At 57.9% G+C, this 25,194-nt stretch carries 24 protein-coding genes and 1 tRNA gene; 14 read left to right on the top strand and 11 right to left on the bottom strand.

Annotated elements, in window-relative coordinates; genetic code table 11:
- Positions 1-782: 782 nt before the first annotated feature.
- Complete coding sequence (locus tag B060_RS0110795; RefSeq protein ID WP_018081799.1) at positions 783-1,118, bottom strand: hypothetical protein; 336 nt, start codon at positions 1,116-1,118, stop codon at positions 783-785.
- Between the two features lie 215 nt (positions 1,119-1,333).
- Between B060_RS0110795 and B060_RS0110790 the strand changes: the two genes are divergently transcribed.
- The 3 genes from B060_RS0110790 (at position 1,334) to B060_RS0110775 (ending at position 3,169) form a co-directional block, all read left to right on the top strand.
- Positions 1,334-1,576, top strand: coding sequence for a helix-turn-helix domain-containing protein (locus B060_RS0110790; protein ID WP_026172751.1), 243 nt, complete (start codon positions 1,334-1,336; stop codon positions 1,574-1,576).
- Between the two features lie 4 nt (positions 1,577-1,580).
- Complete coding sequence (locus B060_RS0110785; protein ID WP_018081797.1) at positions 1,581-1,862, top strand: hypothetical protein; 282 nt, start codon at positions 1,581-1,583, stop codon at positions 1,860-1,862.
- Positions 1,863-2,383: 521 nt separating this feature from the next.
- Positions 2,384-3,169, top strand: coding sequence for a hypothetical protein (locus B060_RS0110775; RefSeq protein ID WP_155847609.1), 786 nt, complete (start codon positions 2,384-2,386; stop codon positions 3,167-3,169).
- Between the two features lie 296 nt (positions 3,170-3,465).
- Here the strand turns inward: B060_RS0110775 and B060_RS0110770 are convergent, their stop codons facing one another.
- The 3 genes from B060_RS0110770 to B060_RS0110760 form a co-directional block, all read right to left on the bottom strand.
- Positions 3,466-3,945, bottom strand: coding sequence for a hypothetical protein (locus B060_RS0110770; protein ID WP_018081794.1), 480 nt, complete (start codon positions 3,943-3,945; stop codon positions 3,466-3,468).
- A 103-nt stretch (positions 3,946-4,048) separates the two neighbouring features.
- Positions 4,049-5,290, bottom strand: coding sequence for a tyrosine-type recombinase/integrase (locus B060_RS0110765; RefSeq protein ID WP_035422961.1), 1,242 nt, complete (start codon positions 5,288-5,290; stop codon positions 4,049-4,051).
- Between the two features lie 165 nt (positions 5,291-5,455).
- Positions 5,456-5,542: transfer RNA gene (locus B060_RS0110760), tRNA-Leu, on the bottom strand.
- 237 nt (positions 5,543-5,779) lie between these two features.
- On the opposite strand from B060_RS0110760, the gene B060_RS0110755 reads away from it, so the two are divergent.
- Together B060_RS0110755 and B060_RS24250 are read left to right on the top strand one after the other, a co-directional pair.
- Positions 5,780-6,757 (top strand): complex I NDUFA9 subunit family protein, encoded by a 978-nt coding sequence (locus B060_RS0110755; RefSeq protein WP_035422959.1) that lies wholly within the window; start codon positions 5,780-5,782, stop codon positions 6,755-6,757.
- An 87-nt stretch (positions 6,758-6,844) separates the two neighbouring features.
- On the top strand, positions 6,845-8,527 hold the full coding sequence (locus tag B060_RS24250; protein ID WP_018081791.1) for a methyl-accepting chemotaxis protein: 1,683 nt from the start codon (positions 6,845-6,847) through the stop codon (positions 8,525-8,527).
- Positions 8,528-8,651: 124 nt separating this feature from the next.
- Here B060_RS24250 and B060_RS0110745 read toward each other — a convergent pair whose 3' ends face one another.
- Both B060_RS0110745 and B060_RS0110740 read right to left on the bottom strand, forming a co-directional pair.
- A complete protein-coding gene (locus B060_RS0110745) occupies positions 8,652-9,455 on the bottom strand; it encodes an undecaprenyl-diphosphate phosphatase (RefSeq protein WP_018081790.1) in 804 nt (267 codons plus the stop codon).
- Between the two features lie 77 nt (positions 9,456-9,532).
- The gene (locus B060_RS0110740; protein WP_018081789.1) at positions 9,533-10,738 is read right to left on the bottom strand and encodes a citrate/2-methylcitrate synthase; all 1,206 of its coding nucleotides are present in this window, start codon (positions 10,736-10,738) and stop codon (positions 9,533-9,535) included.
- 199 nt (positions 10,739-10,937) lie between these two features.
- Here B060_RS0110740 and B060_RS0110735 point away from each other — a divergent pair, with 199 nt between their 5' ends.
- From B060_RS0110735 to B060_RS0110710, 6 genes are all read left to right on the top strand, one after another.
- Complete coding sequence (locus B060_RS0110735; RefSeq protein ID WP_018081788.1) at positions 10,938-11,924, top strand: cation diffusion facilitator family transporter; 987 nt, start codon at positions 10,938-10,940, stop codon at positions 11,922-11,924.
- A 57-nt stretch (positions 11,925-11,981) separates the two neighbouring features.
- Positions 11,982-12,683 (top strand): FtsZ-binding protein FzlA, encoded by a 702-nt coding sequence (fzlA, locus tag B060_RS0110730; protein ID WP_018081787.1) that lies wholly within the window; start codon positions 11,982-11,984, stop codon positions 12,681-12,683.
- 4 nt (positions 12,684-12,687) lie between these two features.
- Positions 12,688-13,815, top strand: coding sequence for a tRNA epoxyqueuosine(34) reductase QueG (gene queG / locus B060_RS0110725; protein ID WP_018081786.1), 1,128 nt, complete (start codon positions 12,688-12,690; stop codon positions 13,813-13,815).
- Entirely contained in the window at positions 13,808-14,794 is a 987-nt protein-coding gene (locus B060_RS0110720; RefSeq protein ID WP_031220298.1) for a glycosyltransferase family 2 protein, read from the top strand. The genes queG and B060_RS0110720 overlap by 8 nt, the downstream gene beginning before the upstream one ends.
- Entirely contained in the window at positions 14,791-16,398 is a 1,608-nt protein-coding gene (gene pgi, locus B060_RS0110715) for a glucose-6-phosphate isomerase (protein WP_018081784.1), read from the top strand. Before B060_RS0110720 ends, pgi begins: the two co-directional genes overlap by 4 nt.
- Positions 16,399-16,469: 71 nt before the next feature.
- Positions 16,470-17,897 (top strand): serine hydrolase domain-containing protein, encoded by a 1,428-nt coding sequence (locus B060_RS0110710; protein ID WP_018081783.1) that lies wholly within the window; start codon positions 16,470-16,472, stop codon positions 17,895-17,897.
- 5 nt (positions 17,898-17,902) lie between these two features.
- On the opposite strand, the gene B060_RS0110705 is transcribed toward B060_RS0110710, so the two are convergent.
- The 3 genes from B060_RS0110705 to B060_RS0110695 all read right to left on the bottom strand — a co-directional run bounded on the left by B060_RS0110705 (position 17,903) and on the right by B060_RS0110695 (position 20,146).
- On the bottom strand, positions 17,903-18,427 hold the full coding sequence (locus B060_RS0110705) for an FKBP-type peptidyl-prolyl cis-trans isomerase (RefSeq protein WP_018081782.1): 525 nt from the start codon (positions 18,425-18,427) through the stop codon (positions 17,903-17,905).
- Positions 18,427-18,870 (bottom strand): FKBP-type peptidyl-prolyl cis-trans isomerase, encoded by a 444-nt coding sequence (locus B060_RS0110700; protein ID WP_018081781.1) that lies wholly within the window; start codon positions 18,868-18,870, stop codon positions 18,427-18,429. The genes B060_RS0110705 and B060_RS0110700 overlap by 1 nt, the downstream gene beginning before the upstream one ends.
- A gap of 73 nt (positions 18,871-18,943) precedes the next feature.
- On the bottom strand, positions 18,944-20,146 hold the full coding sequence (locus B060_RS0110695) for a threonine ammonia-lyase (RefSeq protein WP_018081780.1): 1,203 nt from the start codon (positions 20,144-20,146) through the stop codon (positions 18,944-18,946).
- 230 nt (positions 20,147-20,376) lie between these two features.
- On the opposite strand from B060_RS0110695, the gene B060_RS0110690 reads away from it, so the two are divergent.
- Complete coding sequence (locus tag B060_RS0110690) at positions 20,377-22,386, top strand: NAD(+) synthase (RefSeq protein ID WP_018081779.1); 2,010 nt, start codon at positions 20,377-20,379, stop codon at positions 22,384-22,386.
- Positions 22,387-22,389: 3 nt separating this feature from the next.
- Here the strand turns inward: B060_RS0110690 and B060_RS0110685 are convergent, their stop codons facing one another.
- Both B060_RS0110685 and B060_RS0110680 read right to left on the bottom strand, forming a co-directional pair.
- Positions 22,390-22,809 carry a hypothetical protein gene (locus B060_RS0110685; RefSeq protein ID WP_018081778.1) on the bottom strand — a complete coding sequence of 140 codons (420 nt, stop codon included), beginning with the start codon at positions 22,807-22,809 and terminating at the stop codon, positions 22,390-22,392.
- A 3-nt stretch (positions 22,810-22,812) separates the two neighbouring features.
- The gene (locus B060_RS0110680; RefSeq protein WP_026172748.1) at positions 22,813-23,733 is read right to left on the bottom strand and encodes a hydrogen peroxide-inducible genes activator; all 921 of its coding nucleotides are present in this window, start codon (positions 23,731-23,733) and stop codon (positions 22,813-22,815) included.
- Between the two features lie 74 nt (positions 23,734-23,807).
- On the opposite strand from B060_RS0110680, the gene ahpD reads away from it, so the two are divergent.
- Together ahpD and ahpC are read left to right on the top strand one after the other, a co-directional pair.
- Complete coding sequence (gene ahpD / locus B060_RS0110675; RefSeq protein ID WP_018081776.1) at positions 23,808-24,341, top strand: alkylhydroperoxidase, AhpD family; 534 nt, start codon at positions 23,808-23,810, stop codon at positions 24,339-24,341.
- A gap of 135 nt (positions 24,342-24,476) precedes the next feature.
- Positions 24,477-25,040 carry an alkyl hydroperoxide reductase subunit C gene (gene ahpC, locus B060_RS0110670; RefSeq protein ID WP_018081775.1) on the top strand — a complete coding sequence of 188 codons (564 nt, stop codon included), beginning with the start codon at positions 24,477-24,479 and terminating at the stop codon, positions 25,038-25,040.
- Positions 25,041-25,194 lie beyond the last annotated feature (154 nt).

Genomic DNA, 25,194 nt, shown 5'->3' with positions numbered 1-25,194 from the left:
TCCCTCGTGCGCTTCAATCGCGGCTTTACCTTCGTCCGTTTCAGCGGGAATGACGACTTTCTGATAGTCCGGCTTTTCCTTGTAACGGAAGGGCAGGTTATGAAAGTGACGATAGAGCGCCTCAATGACCATTACATCGGCTAACTCAAGCTGCGCTATGGTGTCGCTGAAACGAGTCACTTTCCGATCATTCTGTGATTTGATATAGTCAGCCAATGCCGGCGTTCCGTTCTGATCGTACAGCCAGAGAACATCCACAGCGGCNGCGAGTTCCAGCCAATGCGCCTTTTCGGCTTCTTTCTCTTCAAGGGGGGAGGGCNGGGGCGCCCCCACCGGATTAAANGGTGCAATTGCCGCCCTGAGATTAGCCACCGCATTCTGATGCTTTTCGATTAATTCAGCCGCCCAGNCTGCATGACGCCCCTCTCTGGTGTNTGCGGTGGACGGTTTAGGTGCGGTTGTGCCCTTGCCACTGTGGCGAACCGCGTCTTCAGTGTGAGTCGAAGGTGTTGGCGATTTCTGCTTGTTAGCTTGTTGCAGAACCTGCACCCCGGATATGGATTCGCTAGTGCTTTGGTGATTGATGCGGTGATAGTTTGAGGCGTTATTTGTGGTCATTNGCTTGCCTTCCGGGCGCAGGTTCTCGATGCGCTTTCAAGGCGCACTCGAAAATTGTTGATGGAAATTGGAACTGAGGTCCGGCCGGCTGCCGGGTGCTTAAACGGAAAATGAAAACAAAGCGCTTGCAAAGGTGGTTAGTAATTACCTAGCGAGTGATTTGTTTAGGCGGCCCGCTGAACTGCGGGTATGGCCGGTTCGGACGCTATCAGGCTGCAAACGGCATCGACGTAGGCGTATGTTGCGCTTTCATTCGGCAGGGCCTCGACAAAGCCCTCCAGAGTGCCTGCAATGCAACCAGCTATGTCTGTGCTGCCATTGATCAGGTCGGTGCCGTCCACCGCCTCTGCAAGTGCCTTAACGCCTGCAATGAACAGGGCTGCGGCCTTGTCGATAGCCCCCATGTCGGCATCAACGGCGCCGGGGTAGTATTGAAAGGTGCGCGCATGCTTGACCCTGTAAGTATGGACAGCGTCATTATAAGAGCGGGTAAGCGACATTTGGGTGCGAGCGCTTGAAGAGCTAGGCACAGGGGTGCTAATGGGCTGAGTAGCCATGACATGATCCTTATACGATCTATTGCGGTTAGGGCCGGCGGGAGGTGCGAACTCTCTCCGGCCTGATCAACCTAACATGTTGCGTAAAATGCGCAATATGTATTTTGCCTAAATCAAGTAATGTTGCGTATTTTACGCATCTCATGTATGTGTGCTTTATGAGCATGACACCAGCACAATGCCGCGCAGCACGCGGCCTCCTTAATCTCAATCAAGGGGATCTGGCCGACTTAAGTAAGGTAAGCCTTAGGACGGTTGTGAACTTTGAGGGCGAAACGAGAGGAGCCATTCCGGCAACACTTGAGGCGCTACGTCGCTCGCTTGAAGCTGCCGGCGTCGAGTTCATACCGGAAAACGGTGGTGGCGCTGGGGTGCGGTTGCGCAAATCAAAGGAGATTTAATCCAATGAGCTCAGAACAAGTCATCGCATTGCATCGAGGAGCGCTATTGCTCGGGACCGGGGCCTCGGTCGTTTCGGGCATACTGTGGTGGATTTCAGCAACGGTTAAGGTCGCGATTTCTCAGGAGGAGTTTGATCGCGGTGACTTCACAATATCCGACGAAATTGGGGGCAAAAGGATTGATTTTATAAAAACTGCGCAACGGCAGAGCCGTTGGAATAGATACGCTGCGGGTGCTAGTGCGGTGGCAGCCTTGTTATTAGCATTGGCGACAGCTTCATCATGAACATTGACGCAAAAGTCAGTCTCGATGAGGATCAAGCTTATCATATATGACCTGCAACCTGTTTTTTATCTCTTTCAAATCGTCTTCAGCCCGTATCTGCCGGATCAAAATTCCGCCGTACGCGGCAATTGCTATAATAGCTAGCGCGATGAATATTTTATCATGAATTAGGTCAGCCATATTAATGCCTTTCCGACCGACAGCTATTTATGTCGCCCGTAACGGTTGGATGTCTTATAGTTATTGTAGTGCCCGCCCTTATGGCTAGAGCCGCTGTACGAGCCCGAATAGTGGCCACCATGGCTGCTGGTGTGATGACCGCCGCCATAGTAGGGACGGCTTGAATAGCGGGAGCCTGCAATAGCTGCCGGCGCTATGCTCGCAATTATCAGTGCGGCCAAGCACGCAACTTTGAATTTAGACACATAGCCCTCCCAAGCTTATTTCACGCTGAGATTGCGACGTGTGCCTTCATTAGTCAAGGGACGACGGTCCGTCACGCTCTCGATTGCGGCGCTTCTTTGTCGATTGCTCTGCTCTCTTATCTCAGTCAAGTTGAGGAAGTCTGGGTCACCCCCAAGTTGAAAATGGTCACAAATAAGTTACTAACTAACGCGCAAGTTGCCCAAGAGACCATTTGCACATATAACGCTGTTATAGAAAAACGGGGGTGTATCGTGCAACAATTAAATTCTCCGGGATCCAAAGTGACATCAGCAGCAATTGCAGTCGCTTTAACATTCTTTGGAAACGCCCATACGACTATGGCGCAAGAAGCCCCGTGTTATGTTTCCGATTTTCGCGTAAGCGGCAACGTAAAATGGTCCAAAGTAACTCAAAACGTGGTCGAGCCTCCTTTCAATCTATCTTTTGAACAGTCAGACAAAGTGACGCTTTGGTATTTCAACAGAGCGAAAGACCAGCATGGGCAGTGGTGGGGATCAATTTCCGAGGACGGAAAAGTAAGCCTGCATATTAATTTTACTAACGGCTCGCCAATCGACGGAGACCATTTTGCTGCCGTCCTATCCTTGCGCGACATGGATGGAGAGATCGTTCGTGATACTTCAGGTGAACCTGCCGTGGTAGAGTTTGGTGCAGGGGTTGACGCAAAAGGATGGTGCCATGCACGCGGGCAAAATTACAAGTGCTACAAAAGAACACTGTCTTTTGACATCACTCTTGATCCAGAGACAGCCAAGTCGGTGTTCTTTGTAGAACAGCGTCATGGCTTCAATGATAAAGTAGACGACTCCATATTTTGGGACGATGTAATGTCTATCGCAGAATGCGTAGCGGCACAGTAGGACCAACAGGGCTAAACATAGAAAAGCCGCCATGTAACGCGCGGCTACACTAATTCTTTGGCGCCTGAGATCGGCTGCAGCCGCGCGTAGCCAATTTGCATGACCTTTCAGCGCGTTTTGACATCTTGATATCGGCCACATGACCGGTAGCTTCCTTGCCTCTACAGGAAAGCGCAGGCGAAATGCTCGGCACTTGGTTGAGGGGGCACCTAAGCTCTATTTCGATGCAGGTGATTGAAATGACAGATAATTACGGCTTGACACCATAAAGGTCCCGTTTGGTTCCGATGATATGTCTATTGCACAAGGCCTTCACGTTGCGCCTTAGCCATGAACTCCGCTGTATGATCAAATATTTCGAGCGATCCATCTGGCAGTTGTTCAATATATATGAGATCGCCTGCCGAGACACCATAAGAGACGCGCCCAACTGAGACGTTAAAGTCCCTGTCTCCCTCATTTGTCTCGCAAGTTAAATTATTATACGATGCGGCATCAAGCTGCAATGGCGCTCTCTCACAACTTTCGCTTTCAATATAGATAGTCACCGGTCTATCTACCTGGTTCACCACGAAAAACGGATGTGGGATTTCGGCGGCCTCGAAACCGTGTGTGCCAAGCGCTTTTTGCAACTTGGGCCCACCCTCTGTCGCCCACCAATACAGGATTTTTCCGGCTTCAACTAGCTCCGCTCCTGTCTGAGCGAAGCTACTTGTTGGCAGTGCCGCACTCGCGCACACCGCAAACGCAATAGCCAAATGGCATACACGGTTCATGTCGTTTCGGCCTTATTTAAATAACAGAAACTCCCCTCAACGGCTACACTAGGATAACAGCGTTCGCAACCTGTCTCGCCTCGCTGGTGCAATGCAAAGGAGTTCAATGTGCATTTCGCACCATGAACGCGGCGGCAGCCCATCCATCCTTTAATGTCTCGCTCCCTTTAAGCTCTTCCAGATAATCGGACCACCACTGCGCCATCTCGACACGCTCTGCCCAATATGGACTGCGATTGTAGATGCCGCGTACCTCGTTCTTATCCTTGTGCGCAAGCGCTCGCTCAATAGCATCCGGCGACCACCGTTTGGATTCATTCAAAAGGCTACTGGCGGTGGTGCGGAAGCCGTGACCGGTCATTTCCTCTGAACTGTAGCCCAGGCGCCTAAGTGCCGCGTTCATCGTGTTCTCAGACATCGGCCGGAGCCATGTTCTGATGGCTGGAAAGACATACTTGCTGTGATGTTTGACGTCTGAGGCTTCGTCCAGAATGGCAATGGCCTGGCGAGAAAGCGGGACGGCATGTTCCTCGCGCATCTTCATTTTCTCGCCCGGGATGCGCCACACGGCCGCTGTAAAGTCGAACTCTGCCCATTCGGCATGACGTAGCTCGCCAGGCCTGACGAACAGGTGTGGAGCGAGACGCAGGGCCAGCTTTGTGGTGACGTGCCCGTCATAGCCGTCAATTGCCCGCAGAAGGCCACCCACAGCCGCCGGATCAAGCAGGGCCGCGTGATGAGTGACTTTCGGGGACACTAATGCCTCGCCCAGCCCTACGGCCGGATTGTGCTTGGCGTAACCGGAGATGATTGCATATCTGAAGACACGATCGGCAAACGCTCTGACACGCTTGGCTGTCTCATTGTTCCCCAGCTTCTCGATCTTTTTCAGGGAAGCGAGGATTTCATGCGGCTCGATCTCTGACATTGGCCGCTTGCCTATATCCGCTTCAAGAATAGACAGGAACCATTTGGCCTTTGTGACAGTGGTCTCAGCCAGTCCGTCCTTCTCGCGTTTGGCGATAAAGGCGTCCGCAACGCTCTTGAAGGTGTTGCCGGCTGCGATAGTCGCTGCGACCGCTTTCCGCTTTTTTTCAGCACCTGGATCGATGTCTGCAGCGAGTAGCTTACGAGCCGCGTCACGTCGTTCCCTGGCGTCCTTAAGGCTGACGTCCGGATAGCCGCCGAATGACAAGAGCTTCTCTTTGCCGCCGTATCGGTATTTGAGGCGCCACAACTTTCCGCCGGCCGGTGAGATGAGCAAAAATAGGCCGCCATCGTCGTAAACCTTGTACGGCTTATCTGCCGGCTTGGCATTGCGGATTGCAGAGTCGGATAGAGCCATTTTGGGGGTATCGCCTTTGGGGGTATGAGCGATGTACCCCAGAAAGTACCCCCAATTGCCGCTGATGAATGCGGACAAGGAAATACAATTGCGGACATCTAAGCCGCTAAATACCATATTTTTAAGGGGTTTTCAAACATCTACGGACAGATGTGAACAACCTAATGGTGCCCAGGAAAGGACTCGAACCTTCACGGCCGTTAAGCCACTGGCACCTGAAGCCAGCGCGTCTACCAATTCCGCCACCTGGGCACTTACTTAGGTGGTAGTCCCCGCCGATCTCTCAGCGAAGGCGGCGACCTATAGGGGGAAAGTTTTGCTCGGTCAACGCTTTTGATGCGACTTTTCACAAAAGTTTTTCAAGCCGCTCTCTAAAGGCATTGCCTCAACAAAAACCTTGCGTTATCGAGAGGTTCACGCGAGCAGCCTTGGCGATTGAGTCTCCCGCTCAGGCGCGATGGTGGTCAGCAGAGTATGAAGGATAAGATCATGGCGAATATGGTCACGGTTTTCGGCGGTTCGGGTTTTCTCGGCAAGCAGGTGGTGCGGGCTCTGGCAAAGCAAGGCTGGCGCGTGCGTGTCGCGGTACGCAAACCGACCTTCGCCTACGACCTGAAGCCACTTGGTGACGTTGGCCAGATTCAGGTCATCCGTTGCGATGTGCGCAAGGAAGACGATATCGCCCGCGCCTTGGAAGGCGCCTCGGCCTGCGTCAATCTTGTTGGCATCCTGTATCAGACCGCAGGCGTGAGCTTTGACGCCGTGCATCGCCAGGCCAGCGCCTTGATGGCGGATATATGTAAAGCCAAGAGCATTCGCAATTTCGTGCAGGTGTCGGCGATCGGCGCGAACCCGGACGCGGCTTCGAAATATGCATCGACTAAGGGTAAAGCCGAAGCCGCAGTAAAGGCCGCTATTCCCTCAGCCGTTATTCTGCGCCCCAGCATCATGTTTGGCGCCCAGGATGGTTTCTTCACCTCACTGGCCGGCCAGATCAAGATGTTCCCCGTTATGCCGGCTATCGGTGGTGCCAACACGAAATTCCAGCCGGTCTATGTCAATGACGTGGCCAGCGCCGTGGCGCGCACGCTCGGCAAGACGGAACATTATGGCCAGACCTTTGAACTGGGCGGACCGGAAGTTTTCGCCTTCAAGGACCTCATCAAGTATGTGGGCCATGAGATCATGACGCCGCGCCCGCTGGTGTGGATGCCTTTCATTGCCGCGCGCGCGATCGGTGTCATCGGCGATATCCAGGCCTGGGCTAAGGCTATAGTGCCGGTCATCGCCGCCCCGATCCTGACCACCGATCAGGTGCTTCTGCTGGCGAACGATAATGTTGTGGCGTCGGACGCCAAGGGCCTCAAGGATTTAGGCATTGCCGCCACGGCCGTGGAATCGATCGTGCCGACCTATCTGTGGCGCTTCCGCAAGAATGGTCAGTTCGCGGTGCCGGTTCAGGCCTGATGACGTTCGCGCAAAGTGGATAGGACTTCCTTAACCATAGAGCTGTAACCCTTCGGATAATCGCGTTATTGATTCGAGGGTTTTCTTATGAAACTGTCCATCGGGCACAAGCTGTTCGCTGCGTCGCTTATTTTCGTCGTTGCCATGGGCGGCTTCATCCTCGGCGCTTGGTCCTCTCTCGAACATCTGCGCAAATTGCAGGATGGCGGCATGACGCTGGTGCGGACATCGGCCTCAGCGCAGCAACTGGCGGGTCAGGGCGCGGCACTTTACCAGATCATCGCGGACGGGGAAATCAATCATCACCTTGACCAGACTCGCACCGACTGGGCCGCCGAGAAGAAGCATACCGAGGCGCTTTTCACTTATCTGCGTAACGAGCTGACCAATGCCGATGAAAAGGCGCTGCTGGATAAAGCCTACAGCGCCTATAAAATTTATGTCGATGATTTTGAGCAGCGCATGCTGCCGGCCCTGGAGGCCAATACCGAGATGACGCAGGATATCCGCGATCTCGATGGCGTGGTGGATGAGGCGTGCGTCAAAATGGTCGAGCCCCTGGCGGCTCTTGCCAAGCTGGCCAGTGATAAAGCGACGGCTTCTGATGCGCAGTTCGACAGCCTCTCCAAGCAGATCCTCATAATCGGTACGATGATCGGTGTGCTGGCCCTTCTGGCGGGCAGTGTCATTAATTTCCTGGTCGTCCGTCATATTTCACAGCCGCTGAAAACCCTCTCGAACATGCTGCATAAGCTGGTGAGCGGCGATACGGTCGCCAGCGTGCCCTATGAGCAGCGTCGCGATGAGGTAGGCGAGATTGCCCATGCTGTTTCGGCCTTCCGCGACAATATCGAGGCGGTCAAGCGTCTGGAAAACGAGCAGGTCGCCGTCCGCGCCAAGCTGGAGCGCGACAATGAAAACGCCCTTCAGGTGCTGACAAGCGCCGAGACGTTCGAGCGCCAGATCAAGGCGGTGGCGGCGCGCGTCGGGCAGACATCACAAGCCCTCAATACGGCGGCTGTCAGCCTCGATCATGCGGCGCGCGAAGCCGACCAGCGTTCGGCGTCCATGGCCAGTTCCACCTCGCAATCCTCCAGCAACATGCAGACCGTAGCCTCGGCGACGGAGGAGTTGGCCGCGTCGATCAACGAGATCAGCCGCCAGGTCGAGGAAACGACGGTCATGACGCAGGCCGCTACGGAGCAGGCGCGTAGGACGACGCAGACGGTCGATAACCTGTCGCATGCCGCGGCCAAGATCGGCGAGGTGGTGGCGCTCATTCAGGACATCGCCGCCCAGACGAACCTGCTGGCGCTTAATGCCACGATCGAAGCGGCGCGGGCCGGTGCGGCGGGTGCGGGTTTCGCGGTGGTGGCCGGGGAGGTGAAGAACCTGTCGGCGCAGACCTCGCGCGCCACCAATGAGATCCGCGACCATATTTCGTCGATGCAGGTGGTGACCGAGGAGACGGTTGAGGCCATCCGTTCGATCAGCCATACCATCGAGCGCATCAATGGCGTTACCACGTCGATCGCGGCGGGTGTTTCGCAACAGAGCGCGGCCACGGCCGATATTGCCAATAATGTGGCGCAGGTCGCCAGTGGTGCCGATACGATCAATGCTGACCTGGTGCAGGTGTCACGGGCTTCTCAGATCACGACGGAAACCTCGGCGCAGGTGCTTGAGGGCGCAGGCAGTCTGGGCGAGCAGGTTAAGGCGATGTCGGAGGAGGTTGATACCTTCCTGGGGCTGATCCGCGTGGCCGCGTAAACCTACGGGGCGTGGGGTCGGTGACCCCACAGACCTTGCCTTGTTCCAAAGAAAAACCCGGCCTTTTGAGCCGGGTTTTTCTTAGGAAAGAGATGAAGACTGGGGGCCATTGGCCCCAATAAGTTTAGTGCGCCATCCCGAACCACCAGACCAGGCCGCCGACACCCACCACGATACGCCACAGGGCGAAGAAGCCGTAACCACGCTTCTGCACGAAGGTGATGAAGGGCTTGATGACCAACAGCGCAGAAATAAACGCCACCGCGAAACCAATGGCGATGAAGCTGTACTGATCGCTGGTGAGCAGCTTGTGGCTGTCGGCGAATTCCATCACGAAGGCGCCCAGCATGGTCGGGATGGCGAGGAAGAAGGAAAATTCCGCACCGGCCCGCTTATCCACCTTGCAGACCATGGCGCCAATCAGGGTCGATCCCGAGCGCGACATGCCGGGGATGATGGCCAGGCACTGAAACAAACCGATGATCAGTGAGGTTTTGAGGTCCAGTTTCATCGAGTCGTCGCTAGTCGGCGCCGGGCCGTATTTGTCGACCGCCCACAGCGCGATACCGCCCACGATAAGGGCAATGCAGATAACGGGTATATTATCGAACAACGCCGCCAGAAGGCCGGATTTCTTGATAATCACGCCGAAGATGACAGCGGGAATGAAGGCGATGATGACGCTGAGTGCGAAACGGCGCGATTCCTCAGAGGTCGGCAAGGTGATGACCGCCTTCCATAGCCGGGCAAAATACAGCACGACGACCGCCAGGATGGCGCCCAACTGGATCATGACGGTGAAATTGCCACCCGGATCGCTGAAGCCCAGCAATTTTTCAGAGATAAGCAAGTGCGCGGTGGAGGACACAGGAAGGAACTCCGTGAGTCCTTCGATCAGACCCAGAAGCGCTGCCAACAGATAATGCATAGGAAAATCCCTCTAAGAGACTTGATACCTAGAGCACTTCCTGCAGGATGTGAACCAAAATTTTGCGCCGCAACATGCTAGGCTTGCGGGTGTACGCCGATGTAGCGCAGGCGGGCTTTGGGCGAAGCGCCCGTTTGCATCTGCTCGATGGCGTGGGCGAGCCAGCCCGCGCTGCGGCTGAGCCCGTAGAGCGTTACAGGTGCTTCACGCGGCAGGTCGAGGTGGCGGCCGATAAGGGCCAGGGCCAGCGACATGCCGACGCTCTGGCCGGTCAGGTCTTCCCCGACGCGCAGAATGGCTTTCAGGTCTTCGCCCATATGCGGTGCGGCGTTGATCAGGTCGTAGGCCCGCAAGGTTTCCGAAGGCGAAGGGTCTTTTTCAAAGCCCGGCAGCTCAAGGCCTTTTTCCAGCAGCGACTTGGCCAGAGACAGCGGATTGCCGCTGCGGCGCACGGCTGTGACGTAGGACTCTGCCCGCGAGATGCGGCCACCGAGTTTGGGGCCCGTCAGGGTGGCGAAGCCCGACATCAGCGGGATGGCGAGTGGGCCCATGGTGGCGGCTGAGACGCGCACCGCCAGGGTCGCTTCATCGAGGTTGGTGTCGGCGCACAGGACAAGGGCGCGTCGCAGCAGATCGACATCCTTGGCGTCATAGACCTTCCATGCCCGCGCCAGGCGCTGGTGAAAGAACAGGCGCGGTCCGCCATTGGTAACCGAATCGAACATCTCGTTGAGGAGGCTGGCGGCTTCCGTGCCCAGATCACGTGACGAATCGATGTCGGACAGGGCGTCTTCTTCCAGGCGGCGGCTCAGCATGGAGAGCACGCGGGTGCGCGGCCCGCCGGGGAAGTTGACATCGGGGCGGGGCTTGAGCGGGCCGAACGGATTGCTGGTCTCGGCGCGCCACAGCAGCGCCGCCACGGCCTCGAAATTCTCGCTGGCGGCAAGGCTGACGATATCGCGGCCGCGGATATAGTGGTGGCCATCGATGGTGATGGCGATTTCGGTATCAATGGCTGCTTCGCCTCGCGTGATGGTGCCGCCGGAAAGGCTTTGCAGCGGACGGTCTGCAGGCGTGGCGCTGCCGTGTACGGTGCGGGCGAGGCGGCCGGGTGCGCGGCGTGACAGGCGCTCGACATCATCGAGGGCGTAGAGGCTCATGCGCGGATGCGAGGGATCGCTCTTGGCGGCTATGCGCTGTCGGCTGACATAGGCATAGAGGGTTTGCGGCTTGACATCGAGACGCTTGAGCGCCTCGGTTCGGCTGATCCATACGCGCGACATAGTAACACCCTGTAATTTAGAACGAAAAACAGCTACCATTTATCAAGATTGATTATTGAATCCGGTTTACAACCATATATCGTAAAGACCAAGGCGCATTTACCAATTGTTAACACGTTTCTCGCGCACGGTTTCGTGACTCCTTCGCCTTTGACGTGCGGACTTTGCAGTCAGGCTTCGAAGTGATAAGGCTTGGCGCATGTCGAGCCCTGTCAAATCCGATCATTCCCATCTCACGCCCAAGGGGCCGGCCTTTCATCGCCTTCTGCCGCAAAACTTGGCACCGGAAAGCCTGGTGCTGCTGGCCTCCTCCGCGTCGGTGCTCGTGGCCTGCGTTATGGTGGCCATGAAGGGCGTCACGCTCTATGTCTCCGGCTCGCAGTCGATCCTGGCCTCGCTGGCCGATTCCGGCCTTGATCTGCTCGCCTCTGTCATCACCTTCGCCGCCGTGCGCTATGCCAAGTCGCCACCTGACAAGGAGCATCCGTTCGGCCATGGCAAGGCGGAAGCTTTCAGCGCGCTGTTTCAGGCAGCGTTGGTCTTCGCCTCGGCGGCCATCATCATGCAGTCGTGTCTGCACCATCTGCAGCATCCCGAACCTATCCAGCAATCAGGTCTGGCGATCGGCGTGCTGGTCCTCTCTATCGCCCTGACGCTCGGCCTAGTCGCCTTGCAAAACCGCGTGCTGAAGGACAGTCAGTCGGTCGCCATTTCGGCCGACCGCATGCACTATGTCACCGATCTGGTCAGCAATGGCGTGGCGCTGATCGGTGTCGTGCTGGCCGTACTCGGTATGGGTTATATGGACGCCATCGCCGGTTTCCTGATGGCCGCCTGGTTCATCTGGGGCGCCGTGCAGGTGTTGCGCGAAGCCGCCGATCACCTGATGGACCGTGCCCTCGATGACGGCGACCTTGAGCGTGTACGCGTGTTGATTTTGGCCGATCCGCAGGTACTGGGCGTCCACCAGTTGCGCACCCGCCTGACCGGCCCCTACATCCTTATTCAGGCCCATGTCGAAATGGCGCCGGACCTGACATTAGATGCGGCCCACCAGATCATTATCGCCGCCGAAAAGCGCCTGCTGGATGCCTTTCCCAACGCCGATATCCTGATCCATCCCGATCCCCAGGGGCTGGCCGAGGCGCACGGTGGTGTTTTCAGTGAAGAACACCCGGTAATATAGGCTCCGGCGGCACGCGGGCTTTGACTTGAACGCTCCGAATAAGGCATAAGCGATCTAATGACTTCCTATTCGCGCCAGCTCTACCATTTCGCCTTCGACCCCCATTCGCGGTTGATCCGCCTTGCCTTGGGTGAGAAAAAGCTGAGCTTTGAAGAGACGCTGGTGCGTTACTGGGAGCCGGACGACACCATCATCCGGCTCAATCCGTCGGGGCTTTTGCCGATCCTGGTCGAGATGCCTGAGCAGGAGTCCGGCGGCCAGACGCACCGCATCTGCGAGGATCGCGCCATCATGGAGCACCTCGAAGAGGCCTATCCTGAAATCCGGCTGTGGCCCGCCAATACGAATGAACGCGCCGAGGCGCGTCGTCTCGTCGGCTGGTTCGAGCGCAAGTTCGACTATGAGGTCAATGCGCTGCTGCTGCACGAAAAGATGGAAAAGCGCCTGATGGGCGGCGGCGTGCCCGATATTCCCGCCATGCGCGCTGGCCGCGAAGCGCTGAAAGATCATCTGCGCTATTTCGAGAGCCTGTTGGCAGTGCGCAACTGGCTGGCCGGCGGCACGATCTCCTATGCCGATTTCGCCTGTGCCGGACAGCTTAGCATCCTCGACTATTTCGACGAGGTGAACTGGACGCGTTATCCGCACCTCAAGACCTGGTACATGGTCATGAAGTCGCGTCCGTGTTTCCGGCCGCTGCTCAATGACAAGCTGCCCGGCATGGCGCCCTCGGCGCACTACAAAGAACTCGATTTCTAAGGGCATGACCCTCGCTGACGCCATTCGCACAGAGGCGCATAGCTTGGGGTTCAGCGCCGCGCGCTTCGCGGCACTGCCGGAGGTATGGGCGGCGTCCGAGCGGCTCAAAGTGTTCGTCGAGGCCGGTTTTCACGGTGATATGCGCTGGATGGAAGAGACGCTGGAGCGCCGCCAGCATCCGCAAAATATGTGGCATGGTGCGCAATCGGCGCTGGTGCTTGGCTATAATTATGGCCCTGACAGTGATCCGCTCGAACTGCTCGATAAGACCGGCGCGGCCAATATCAGCGTCTATGCCCGCGGTGACGATTATCACGACCTGATCAAGAAAAAGCTCAAACAGTTGGCCGGCTGGATCGTCAATGAGACGGGCTGCGAGCTTAAGGTCTTTGTCGATACCGCCCCTCTGATGGAAAAGCCGCTGGCGGCGCTGGCCGGTATCGGTTGGCAGGGCAAGCACACCAATGTGGTGTCGCGGGAGTTTGGTTCGTGGTTGTTCTTAGGCGTCATCCTGCTCGATCGCGTCATCGCCGATGATGCGCCGGAACGCGATCATTGCGGTTCCTGTCAGGCCTGTCTCGATATCTGCCCGACGCAGGCCTTCGTCGGGCCTTACCGCCTCGATGCGCGCAAGTGCCTGTCGTACCTGACCATCGAATATCGCGGGCCATGGCCGGAAACCTATCGCCGCGCCATGGGCAATCGCATCTATGGCTGTGATGATTGCCTGGCTGCCTGTCCATGGAACAAGTTCGCCCAGGCCACGCACGAGACCAAGCTGCAGGCGCGTCAGGGCTTTGATAATCTCAAGCTGACCGATCTGGCCGGGCTCGATGATGCGTCTTTCCGGACGCTGTTTTCCAAGTCGCCGATCAAGCGCATCGGGCGCGAGTCGTTTCTAAGGAACGTTAATTATGCGATGGGAAATCATTTCCGAAAAACGGGTAGTGCTGAGGTGGAAACGGCTCTGCGCCAGGGTATGACTGATGAAAATCCGGTGGTGCGTGGCGCAGCGATCTGGGCGCTGAAGCAGGGGCTAAGCGTGGCGTCTTTCTCAGCTATCCGTTCTGAGGTAAGCGTTTGCGAGCACGATGATCGTGTTTTGGCGGAATGGGAGGGGCGGTATGACTGAGGTTCTACCAGCGACTTTCACCCTCATCACCCTGAGCTACAGGTCAGGGGATAATATCGCGCCCTGCCTTGCCGCCATGACGGCGCAGGACGCTGATATCATCCATGCCGATAATGGCGGCGATCTCGACATGACCGCCCTAGCCCAGATATTCCCGACCGTGCGCCAGATCGCCAATCCGATAAATCTCGGTTTTGCCGTCGGCATGAACCGCGCGGCCGCCCAAAGCCAAGCGGACTGGATCGGGCTGATCAACCCGGATGCCTTTCTGGATGCCGACTGGTTAGATAGCATGAAGGCCGCCATTGCCGGTCATCCCGATGTCCGTATCTTCACCTCGCTGCAATTGGACGCGGAGCATCCCGACCGGCTCGATGGCGCCGGTGACGCCATGAGCTTTTTCGGTTTTCCCTATCGTGCCGGTATCGGTCATGCCGTGCCCCCCCGCATGGATATCGCTGAGGTGTTCGCGCCGTGCGGCGCCGCCATGCTGATCCGCCGCGACCTGTGGGGGCAGCTTGGCGGATTCGACGAATCCTTCTTCTGCTATTGCGAGGACGCCGATCTCGGTTTCCGCGCCCGCCTGATGGGTGAGCGCTGCCTGTTCGTGCCACAAGCCGTCGTCCGCCATATCGGTTCGGCCAGTCTCGGTGTACGTTCCGATTTCGCCCTCTACCACGGCTATCGCAATCGCCTGTGGCTCTACGCCCGGAACATGCCGTTGAGCCTGCTGATCGCCACCTTGCCGATCCATATTGGTATGACCCTGATCGTGGCGCTGAAAGACGTGCTCAAAGGCAAGGGACGCATTGTTTTCCGCGCGCTTCGCGATAGCGTTCTGGGCCTAAGACCAATCCTTATGGATCGAAAACTTATTCAGAAAACCCGACAGATAGGCCCTTTACGGCTGGCCAAAAGCTTGACATGGAGTCTCGTGAAAATTGCCACGCGCGCCATCGACCACAGGAAGATAACATGACCGCTCTCGACGCTTTGAAAACCCAGGCTGCCGCTGATGCCGCCAGCAAAATCGTTGACCAGTTCAAGGCCGATCCTGACCGCCTGTCGCGCATGAGCCTCGATGTCGCCGGCATCTTTGTCGATGTGTCGAAGCAGAGCTGGTCGAAGGCCGGTTTCGACAGTGCCGTCGCCCTGTTCGAGCAGGCGGGCCTCGTGGAAGCGCGCGACCGGATGTGGACCGGCAAGGAAATCAATGTCTCCGAAGGCCGTGCCGTGCTGCACGTTGCCCTGCGTGATTCCGACGCGGAAAACCAGCGTCTGCGCGGGGCTGAGATCACTGCCGACGTCAAGACCGCCCGCGACGCTATGAAGGCCTACGCTGATGGTATCCGCGCCGGCACCATTACCGGCGCGTCCGGCAAAAAGTTCAAGACCATCGTCCATATCGGCATCGGCGGCTCCGATCTCGGCCCGCGACTTGTCTTCCAGGGGCTGGCGCCGTTGCAGCCCGAAATTGACGTTCGCTTCGTCGCCAATGTCGACGGCTCCGAACTGGCGCTCGCTCTGGCAGGCCTTGACCCGTCCGAGACCCTTGTCATCGCCGTTTCCAAGACCTTCACCACGCAGGAAACCCTTGCCAACTTCCTGGCTGCGCGCGACTGGCTGATCAAGGCGCTGGGCGAAGAGGCGGCATCGAAGCACCTTGCCGCTGTTTCGGCCGCACCGGACAAGACCGGCGCCTTCGGCATTCCGGCCGATCGCGTCTTTGGTTTCAAGGATTGGGTCGGCGGCCGCTATTCGCTGTGGTCAGCCGTCTCGCTGTCGCTGATCATCGCGCTCGGTTACGACATCTATGAGCGTCTGCTTGCCGGCGCGCACGAGATGGACCAGCACTTCCTGACCGCGCCTTTCCCACAAAACGCCCCGATCCTGCTGGCGGCGGCGCAACTCTATAACCGCATCGGCCTCGATCGTCCGAGCCGCGCTGTCATCCCCTACGTCCATCGTCTGCGCCGCCTCGCCGCCTTCCTGCAACAGTTGGAAATGGAATCGAACGGCAAGCGCACCTCGCCGACTGGCGAAGTTCTCGAGACCAAGACCTGCCCGGTTGTCTTCGGCGACGAAGGCACCAATGCCCAGCACGCCTTCTTCCAGATGTTGCACCAGTCGGAAGACGTGGTGCCACTCGAACTGATCGCCGTGCAGCACAATCCTGAGGCCACGCCGGACATGCAGCAAAAGCTGTTGTCCAACATCATCGCGCAAGGCGAGGCCTTCATGGTCGGCAAGTCGCTGGAAACCTCGGTGGCCGAATGTGAAAAGCTGGGCTTCGACGCCGCCCGCACCGCGCAGATCGCGCCGCAAAAGGTCTGCCCTGGCAACAAGCCGTCGACCACGGTGCTGCTCAACGAACTGACCCCCGAAACCCTGGGGGCGCTGCTGGCCCTTTATGAGCACAAGACCTTTGCCGAAGGTATCGTGCTGGGCCTGAACAGCTTCGACCAATGGGGCGTCGAACTCGGCAAGACCCTCGGCGTCAATGTGCTGAAGGACATCACCGGCGACGTTATCGCTGCGCACGACCCTTCGACGACCGCGCTGATCAAGCGCATCAAGGGGTAAGTGGTAAAAGCAAATTCACTTGGCCTTTGCCCCTGTATGCTGCATAAACGAGCAGCAAGCAGGGGGACATCATGGCTATATCGCGTCGCGGACATCTGAAAAGCTGGCTGGCAATAGCCGTAGCGGCCGGTATTGGCGGTAGCGCCCATGCCGCCGGAAGTTCGCTCATCGGCACGTGGTCCGGCAAGCTGTCGATCGGTTCTGCGTCCTTGCGCCTGCGCTTTATCGTGACCGACGACAAGACCGCCAAGGTGATCAGTCTTGATCAGGGCAATGCCGAGATCCCCGCCGATGGCATTATGCTCGAAGGCGACAAGCTCACCCTGACCTTCACCGCTATTAAGGCGCGCTTTGAGGGGCGGCTCAAGGATGCCGACCACATCGAGGGCACCTTTACCCAGATGAACCAGCCCCGGCCGTTATCCCTGCACCGTGGTGAGGTTATCGAAGAGAGTGGCGCCGCCGAGCCCCTGACGCTTGCACTGCTACAAGGTTTGCGCGCCAAGGCCCAGACGCCGGCCATGGGCGCGGCATGGAAGCGCACAGACGGTCCGCGTATTCTCGTCGATGGGCTGCGCTCATCGGAAAGCACACAAGCGGTTACGGCGGAGGATCAGTGGCACTGGGGATCGATCACCAAGTCTATGACGGCGACCCTGGTGGCGCGGCTGGTCGAGGCTGGCGTGGTGACCTGGCAAACCAGCGTCGGCTCGGTGTTGGGCGCCAAGGTGCCCGATATGCACGCCGCCTACAAAGACGCCACCTTTCTGCACCTGCTGAGCCATCGTGCCGGTTTGCAGCCCAATATCGACGTCCTGCATCTCGCCGGCTATGCGCGCGATCCGCTGCCGGACGTCAAGCCAGAGCGTCTGAAATATGCGATGGAAGCCCTGGCGCAGGCACCGGTCGGGCCGCTGGCCGCGCAAATGGTCTACAGCAACAATGGCTATATCGTCGTCGGGGTCATGCTTGAAACGGTCACCGGACAGGCGTGGGAAGACCTGATTAAAAACTATGTGTTCAAGCCGTTGCAATTGTCCTCGGCGGGTTTCGGCGCGCCGGGTCATCCCGGTCTGATCGACCAGCCGCTGGGGCATATCGCTGCGGGTGAAAAGCGTAAGCCGGCGCTGGTTGGCCCAGGTTTGGTCAACGATAATCCGGTGGCGCTCGGACCGGCGGGGCGCGTCCATATGAGCCTGCGCGATATGATCACCTATCTCTGCGCCCATCGTGACGAGCCGCGCGCCTTCCTCAAGCCTGAGTCATGGCAGACCCTGCATACGCCGCCCTTCGGCGGTGATTACGCGCTGGGCTGGATCGTGCGGCCTGATGGCGCCTTGTGGCACAATGGCTCCAACACGGTTTGGTATGGCGAAATACTGGTCGATAAAAAGGCCGGTGTGGTTTGCGCCGTCGTCGCCAATGATGCCGGTCCCGCTACGCAACAAGCGGTCGGCACGGCCTTGCTCGACGCGCGTGCTGCGGCGCTGTCTAACTGAACAGCCTATTTCCCCTGAACGCCGAGAAGCTGTATCCGGAAGATAAGCGTGCTGTTGGGCGGGATATCACCGGCATCGCGCTCGCCATAGCCGGAGGACGGTGGTGTATAGAGGGTCACCTCATCGCCGACGTGCAGAAGCGGGATAACCTCTTGCCAGGCGGGGATCAGGCGGCCAAGCGGGAATTCTGCCGCTTCGTGACGGTCATAGGACGAATCGAACACCTTGCCGTTCAACAGCTTGCCTTCGTAATTGATCTTGACGGTGTCATTGATCGTGGGCTGCGCGCCGGGTGTGGCTGCGCGCGACACGATCTTGTACATCACGCCCGACGGCAACTTGATGATGCCGGGCTGCTTGGCCGTTTCGACCAGGAAAGCTTCGCCGTCTTTCAGGTTTTGCGCGGCCATGGCATCGGCCGAGGCCTGCATGGCTTCCAGTTGTTCGCTGGTGCTGGCGGAGCGGCCGCAAGCCGTCAGGGTGAGCAGGGCTAGGCCGGCGATCAGGCCAAAGTGCATAACTGAGCGCATTACTGACCGCCGATGCCGAGAAGCTGCACGCGGAAGATCAGCGTCGAGTTGGGCGGGATCTCGCCAAGGTCGCGCTCGCCATAGGCGGCGGTCGGCGGCGTGTAGAGGACGATTTCGTCACCCACATGCATCAGCGGGATGACCTGCTGCCAGGCGGAGATCAGGCGGCCGAGCGGGAAGGTAGCCGGTTCATTGCGCTTGTAGGACGAATCGAACACCGAACCATCGAGCAGCGTGCCCTCATAGTGGATGGTCACGTTGTCGGCCACGGTCGGCTGTGCGCCGGGATTTTGTGAGCGCGATACGGTCTTGTACAGCACGCCCGACGGCAGGGTGACGACGCCGGGCACGGCTGCGGTCTTCGCCAGGAAGTCCTGACCGGTTTTGAGGTTCTGTTCGGCGACAGAAATCTGATCGGGAGTTTGGGCTTGGGTCTTGTCCATGGCTTGTCCACATGCGGTAAGAATGAAAGCGATAGCGAAAATGGAGGTCTTTTTAATCCATGCGCCAGACTTTTTAGTCCATACGTAAGGCATAACCGGTGCTCCTGAGGGCTTCTGATATTTCAAAGGCGTGGCGGGCGTCCTGGGTTTCCACCATAATGTCGAATTCGGCGCCCTTGGCGGGTACATCGAGCACCAGCCGATTGTGCGCCACATCGACGATGTTGCCCCCTTTGGACGAGATCACATCGGCCATCAGCGATAACATGCCGGGGCGATCGTCGCCCAGGATTCGGTAGGTGACAAGCCGTTTTTCGCGCACCAGTTCGCGTTGCAGCACCGAGGCCAGCAGGCGCAGGTCGATATTGCCGCCGCACAGGATCAGGCCGACATTCAGCCCCTCGAACTTTTCCGGAAAGCGCATGACGGCGGCCAGACCGGCGGCGCCGGCGCCTTCGGCTATGGTTTTCTCGATATTGGCGTAGGCGGCGATGCCGCGCTCGAAATCGGCCTCATCGATGATCAGCACGTCATCGACCAGCGGATTGGCGAGGTTGAAACTGATGTCACCGACCTCACGCACGGCGATGCCTTCGGCGATGGTGGCGCCGCCCATGGGGATCGGCATGTTGCGCCGGCGGGCGGTGAAGGAGGGGAACATGGCCGCTTCGACGCCAATCACCTTGATCCAAGGCTTGATGGCCTTGGCGGCGATGGCCGCGCCGGCGATCAGCCCGCCGCCGCCGATCGGCACCAGAATGACGTCGAGTTCTGGCGCGTCTTCCAGCATTTCGATGACCAGCGTGCCCTGACCGATGAGGACGTCGCGGTCGTTGAACGGATGGACGTAAACGCCGCCTTTTTCCGTGCACTGCTTCTGGGCGATGGCCGAGGATTCATCGTAGGTGGCGCCTTCGATTACGATATTAGCGCCGAAGCTCTGCGTCTTCTGCACCTTCACGAAGGGGGTGCCGACCGGCATGACGATGGTGGCCGGGATGCCCAGGCGCTGGGCGTGGTAGGCCAGGCCTTGCGCGTGGTTGCCGGCGGACGCCGCGAAGACGCCGCGGCTGCGCTCGTCATCGCTCAGTTGCAGCAGCTTGTTGAGCGCGCCGCGTTCCTTGAAGGCCGAGGTGTATTGCTGGTTTTCCGACTTGATCCAGACCTTGGTGCGCGTCGAGGCGCTGAGGCGCTGTGAAAAGGTGCAGGGTGTGCGGACGACGTGGCCCTTGATGCGTTCTGCGGCGGCTTCGATGTCTTGAAACGTAACGGTCATGATGGCCTCCCATAACAGAGGCTTAGACCCTGCGCTTTCAAAAAATGGTGGTGGAGATAAAAAAGCCGGGCGCGAGGTGGTATCGTTAGAAACCATAAAATGAACTTGTCGTGGCCTGACTGTCTGTTTTGCATATTTACAGGTTATTTTCTGCTTTTATCAGCAGGATTTTTTGATTTTTCAAACTATAAGACCTATCTTTGGATCAAATTTAGCAGAGATACCCAAAAATGACCGACGAAATGCAAACCTTCCTCTCGCCGGCCACGCATGGCTTCGTCCGGATCGCCTGCGTGACGCCGAAAGTGCATATCGCTGACCCGCAGGCCAATCTGGCGGAGCATATTTCGCTGGCGAAACGCGCCGATGAGGCCGGCGCTGATCTGGTCGTCTTTCCGGAACTGAGTTTGAGCGCTTATGCCATTGACGATCTGTTCACGCAGGAAGTTCTACTTGAATCTTGCAAAGAAGCGCTAGAAGCGCTGATCCGCGAAAGTGAGAACATAAGATCCATACTGATCGTTGGAGTTCCGCTAATCATTAGCGGAGCGATATATAACTGTGCCGCAATTTTGCATCGCGGAAACTGCATAGGGATCGTTCCCAAAACTTATCTGCCAAATTACCGAGAATATTATGAAAAGCGATATTTCGCTTCCGGTTCTCAGTTGATGGGGGAAGCGCCAATGCTGAAAGACTCTAAAGGACGCGGATATGCTCTTTTCGTTGATTCCAAGGTGCCTGTTTTCAGAGCGTACGGTTTCGAAGCTTTTAGCTTTGGTGTGGAAATTTGCGAAGACGTCTGGTCACCCGTAACGCCTTCCACACGGCTGGCATTGAATGGAGCGACGATAATTGTGAACCTGTCGGCTTCGCCGGTTGTGGTTGGCAAATCTCGGGCCCGCAAGAGATTGTGCGCGGCCACGTCCGAACGCTTGATATGTTGCTACGCCTATAGTGCAGCAGGGCCAGGGGAATCGACGACGGATCTCGCGTGGGATGGGCAGTCATTGATCTACGAAATGGGCGATTTGTTGGCTGAAGGCGAACGCTTTACATCGGACACAATGACCTTGGCTGATATTGATGTGAACCGCATAATACAGGACAGGCTACGAAACGGCACGTTTAATGATGCGCGAGTATTTTCTGCCGCGAACCAGGATATGTTTCGCACATTCTCCTACACGCCTCACAACTTAACCGATTTCCATCGCTCCGTGCCGCGTTTTCCCTACGTGCCAGCCGATAAGGAACGACTCGACGAAGATTGTTACGAGGCCTTCAACATTCAGGTTCATGGCCTGATGCAGCGGCTCTCCACCAGCCATACGCAGAATGTCGTCATCGGTATTTCAGGCGGGCTCGATTCAACCCATGCGGTGATCGTGGCGTGCAAGGCGTTCGATCGTCTGGGTATTCCGCGCACCAATATTCACGGGTATACGATGCCCGGTTTCGGCACCTCGACCGGCTCACGCAATGACGCACTAAAACTGATGAAGGCGCTCGGTATCTCTTCCGAAGTGCTCGATATCCGACCGGCAGCCAAGCGCATGCTGCTCGATATAGGCCACCCGTTCTCACGCGGCGAGCGTGTCTACGATGTCAATTTTGAGAATGTGCAGGCGGGTTTGCGCACCGACTTCCTTTTCCGACTGGCGGGCGAAAAGAAGGGCTTCGTTGTCGGTACCGGCGATCTGTCGGAACTGGCGCTCGGCTGGTGCACCTATGGCGTCGGCGATCATATGAGCCATTACAATGTCAATTGTGGCGCACCGAAAACCCTGATCCAGCACCTGATCCGCTGGGCGGCGGCCAAGGAGTTCGACGCCAGGACTGGCCGCATCCTGCAATCGGTTCTGGAGCGTGAAATCTCGCCGGAACTTGTGCCGATCGAAGCCGGCGTGATCCAGCGTACCGAGGACAAGGTGGGGCCTTATGAGCTTCAGGATTTCAACCTCTATTACATCACGCGCTATGGTCTGAAACCGTCCAAGGTCGCTTTTCTGAGTTACCAGGCGTGGAAGGACAAATACACGCTTCCGGAAATCCGGAAATGGCTGGAATTGTTCCTGTTGCGCTTCTTTACACTTTCGCAGTTCAAGCGCTCAGCGGTGCCCAATGGTCCGAAACTGATCTCCGGCGGCGCGCTCAGCCCGCGTGGCGACTGGCGCGCCCCGAGCGATGGCAACGCGAAAATCTGGCTGGATGAGTTGAAGGCGAATGTGCCGGAGTAAAGGCTACTTCATCCTCACGGCGGTTCCGTCAAACGTACACGACAGGCCGTGATAGGTGGTGCAGACGCCCTGTTCGCTCACGGTCAGCTTGTCGCCGGTCTTGACGATGCGGATCGAGCAGGTGGTCGTGTCGGCCGGCTTGAGCGTCAGGCTGAGTTCGGTGGGTGAGACGTCCTTCGCCGGTTCGCCGCCGGCCAGGCCGATATCGCCGGTGCAGCCATCGGCCTGGGCCGCGACCAAAGTCACCTTATGCGCGCCCGGTGTGCCATTGATGCGCACCATAAGGTCGCCTTCGTACTTACCCGGCCACAGGTCGATCACCGGCGGTGGTGCGGCGACCGATACCGGTTGAGGTTCCGGCTCGGCGGGTTCCGAACAGGCGCTTAAGGCCAAGAGGGCGAACAGAACGGCAGCGATCCGCATGGTCTATTCCTTGAGCTTTTCGGCCAGCAACCGGGCCTCGGCAGCACGGCTCGAACCGGCGCGCCAGATGACGACAATATCGCGGAAGGCGTGATCGGACGCAAGAGGCCGCACACTGACCTCGGACGACTTGATCAGGCCCGATTCGACCGCCATGGCCGGCAGCAGCGACACACCAAGGCCGGAGCCGACCATTTGCACCAGGGTATTGAGCGACGTCGCCGCGAAGCCCCCGCCGTGCGAAGCCGTATAGGTCGACAGCGATTCCGAGGTGCCGGTAGGCGAGGTCCACGAACAGGCGGCCAGGGCATGATCGCGCAGGCAGTGACCATCCTCCAGCAGGATCAGTTCTTCGTGTTTCAGGTCTTCCGGTGAGATGCGCGATCCCATCGACAGATGGTGGCCGAAAGGCGTGGCCGCCACGATCTCGTCCTTGCAAATAAAGGCGCTGTCCAGCCCCGACAGATCGTAGGGCAGGGCGATGACGGCGGCATCGAGCGCGCCGGATTTGAGCGAGGTAATCAGGCGCGCCGTCTGGTCTTCGCGCAGGAACAGCCGCAGGTCGGGAAATTCGTGGCGCAGTTTGAGCAGGGCCTTGGGCAGCAGGAAGGGCGCCACGGTCGGGATGACCCCCAGCCGGAAACGGCCGGTGAGGGGCCGGTTGGCGCCGCGCGCCGCCTCGACCAGATCTTCCGTGCGCGCCAGAATATCTTCCGAGCGCTTGAGCATTTCTTCCCCGACGGCGGTCAGGATGACCTGGCCGCGCGAGCGATCGACCACGCGTACACCCAGGATTTTCTCCAGTTCGGCGATGCCGGAGGATAGCGCCGGCTGCGATACGAAGGCAGCTTCCGCTGCGCCACCAAAACTCTTATGTTCGGCCAGCAGTTTAAGATATTGCAATTGTCTGAGGGTGGGGAGCATGAAGGCAATATAAGATCAATTTATTGAATTGTCAAAATTCATAACCACGTTTAATTCAAAGTCGAGTGACCGCCATGTCTGTTGAAACACTGCAAAGCCTGATCCCTGCCTATGGCCGCGACCTGTCGCTCAATCTGAGCAATCTGCTGGCGGAAACGTTGCTGAGTGATCAGCAGAAGTGGGGCACCTTTCTGGCGTGCGCCCATGCGATCGGTGTGCCGGCGGTGGTGCAGAACATCGAGACCGCCGCCGCGCAAGCGCTGACGCCGGAAGCCGTCACCGCCGCCAAGGCCGCCGCGGCGATCATGGGCATGAACAATGTCTATTTCCGCGCCCTGCATCTGATGCACAACAAAAACTACGAGACGCTGCGTTCGGGTCTGCGCATGAACGCCCTGACCAATCCCGGCGTCGATAAGGTCGATTTCGAGCTATGGGCGCTGGCGGTCTCGGCGGTCAATGCCTGCGGCCTGTGCATGGATAGCCACGAAAAAGTGTTGCGTGGCCATGGCGTCAGCGCCGTGCAGGTGCAGGCCGCTTTGCGTATCGCCGCCACGGTCAATGCTATCTCGGCGGTGTTGCGCGCCGAAAGCGCCTTGCAGGCGTGAAACCGTCCGCACACGTCTCTATAAGAAAAATTTATGCAAAAATAAAATAAAACAAATTTGCTCTATTGATTGTTTTGAGCGATTGTCCCCCTCGTACCGCTTAACCCGGTTCCACTCTTATCAAGGAAATATCCCATGGCTCTCATCAACACCGCCATCAAGCCTTTCAAGGCCACCGCTTACAAGGCAGGCAAGTTCGTCGACATCTCCGACGCCGATACCAAGGGCAAGTGGTCCATCTTCTTCTTCTACCCGGCTGACTTTACCTTCGTCTGCCCGACCGAGCTGGAAGACCTGGCCGACAATTATCCGGAGCTGCAAAAGCTGAACGTCGAAGTGTTCTCGGTTTCGACCGACACACACTTCTCGCACAAGGCGTGGCACGACACCTCGCCCGCCATCGGCAAGATCAACTACTACATGGTTGGCGATCAATCCGGCACCATCACCAACAACTTTGACGTGATGCGTCCGGGCGTTGGCCTGGCTGACCGCGGCACCTTCCTGGTCGATCCGGACGGCATCATCCAGTTCATGGAAATCACCTCGGAAGGCGTCGGCCGTAACGCCACCGAACTGCTCCGCAAGGTCAAGGCTGCGCAATACGTCGCCTCGCACCCTGGCGAAGTCTGCCCGGCCAAGTGGGAAGAAGGCGAAAAGACGCTGGCCCCTTCGCTCGACCTCGTCGGCAAGATCTAAGGTAGTCATGGGGGAACAAGCTTTCCCCCATGTGCCCCTTTGAGGGGAGTTCGCTCCCCTCATCATTCTCCTTATCTGGGCTCTCCGAGCGCAATCCAAAAAGTGGCTACCGGTTTTTGGTTAAATTGCGCGTCAAAAAAGAGCTTAAATATGG

Origin of the sequence: Asticcacaulis benevestitus DSM 16100 = ATCC BAA-896 (assembly GCF_000376105.1) — a bacterium.
GTDB lineage: Bacteria > Pseudomonadota > Alphaproteobacteria > Caulobacterales > Caulobacteraceae > Asticcacaulis > Asticcacaulis benevestitus.
The sequence above is the reverse complement of the archived record's forward strand: the minus strand, read 5'-3'. Positions and strand labels throughout refer to the sequence as shown.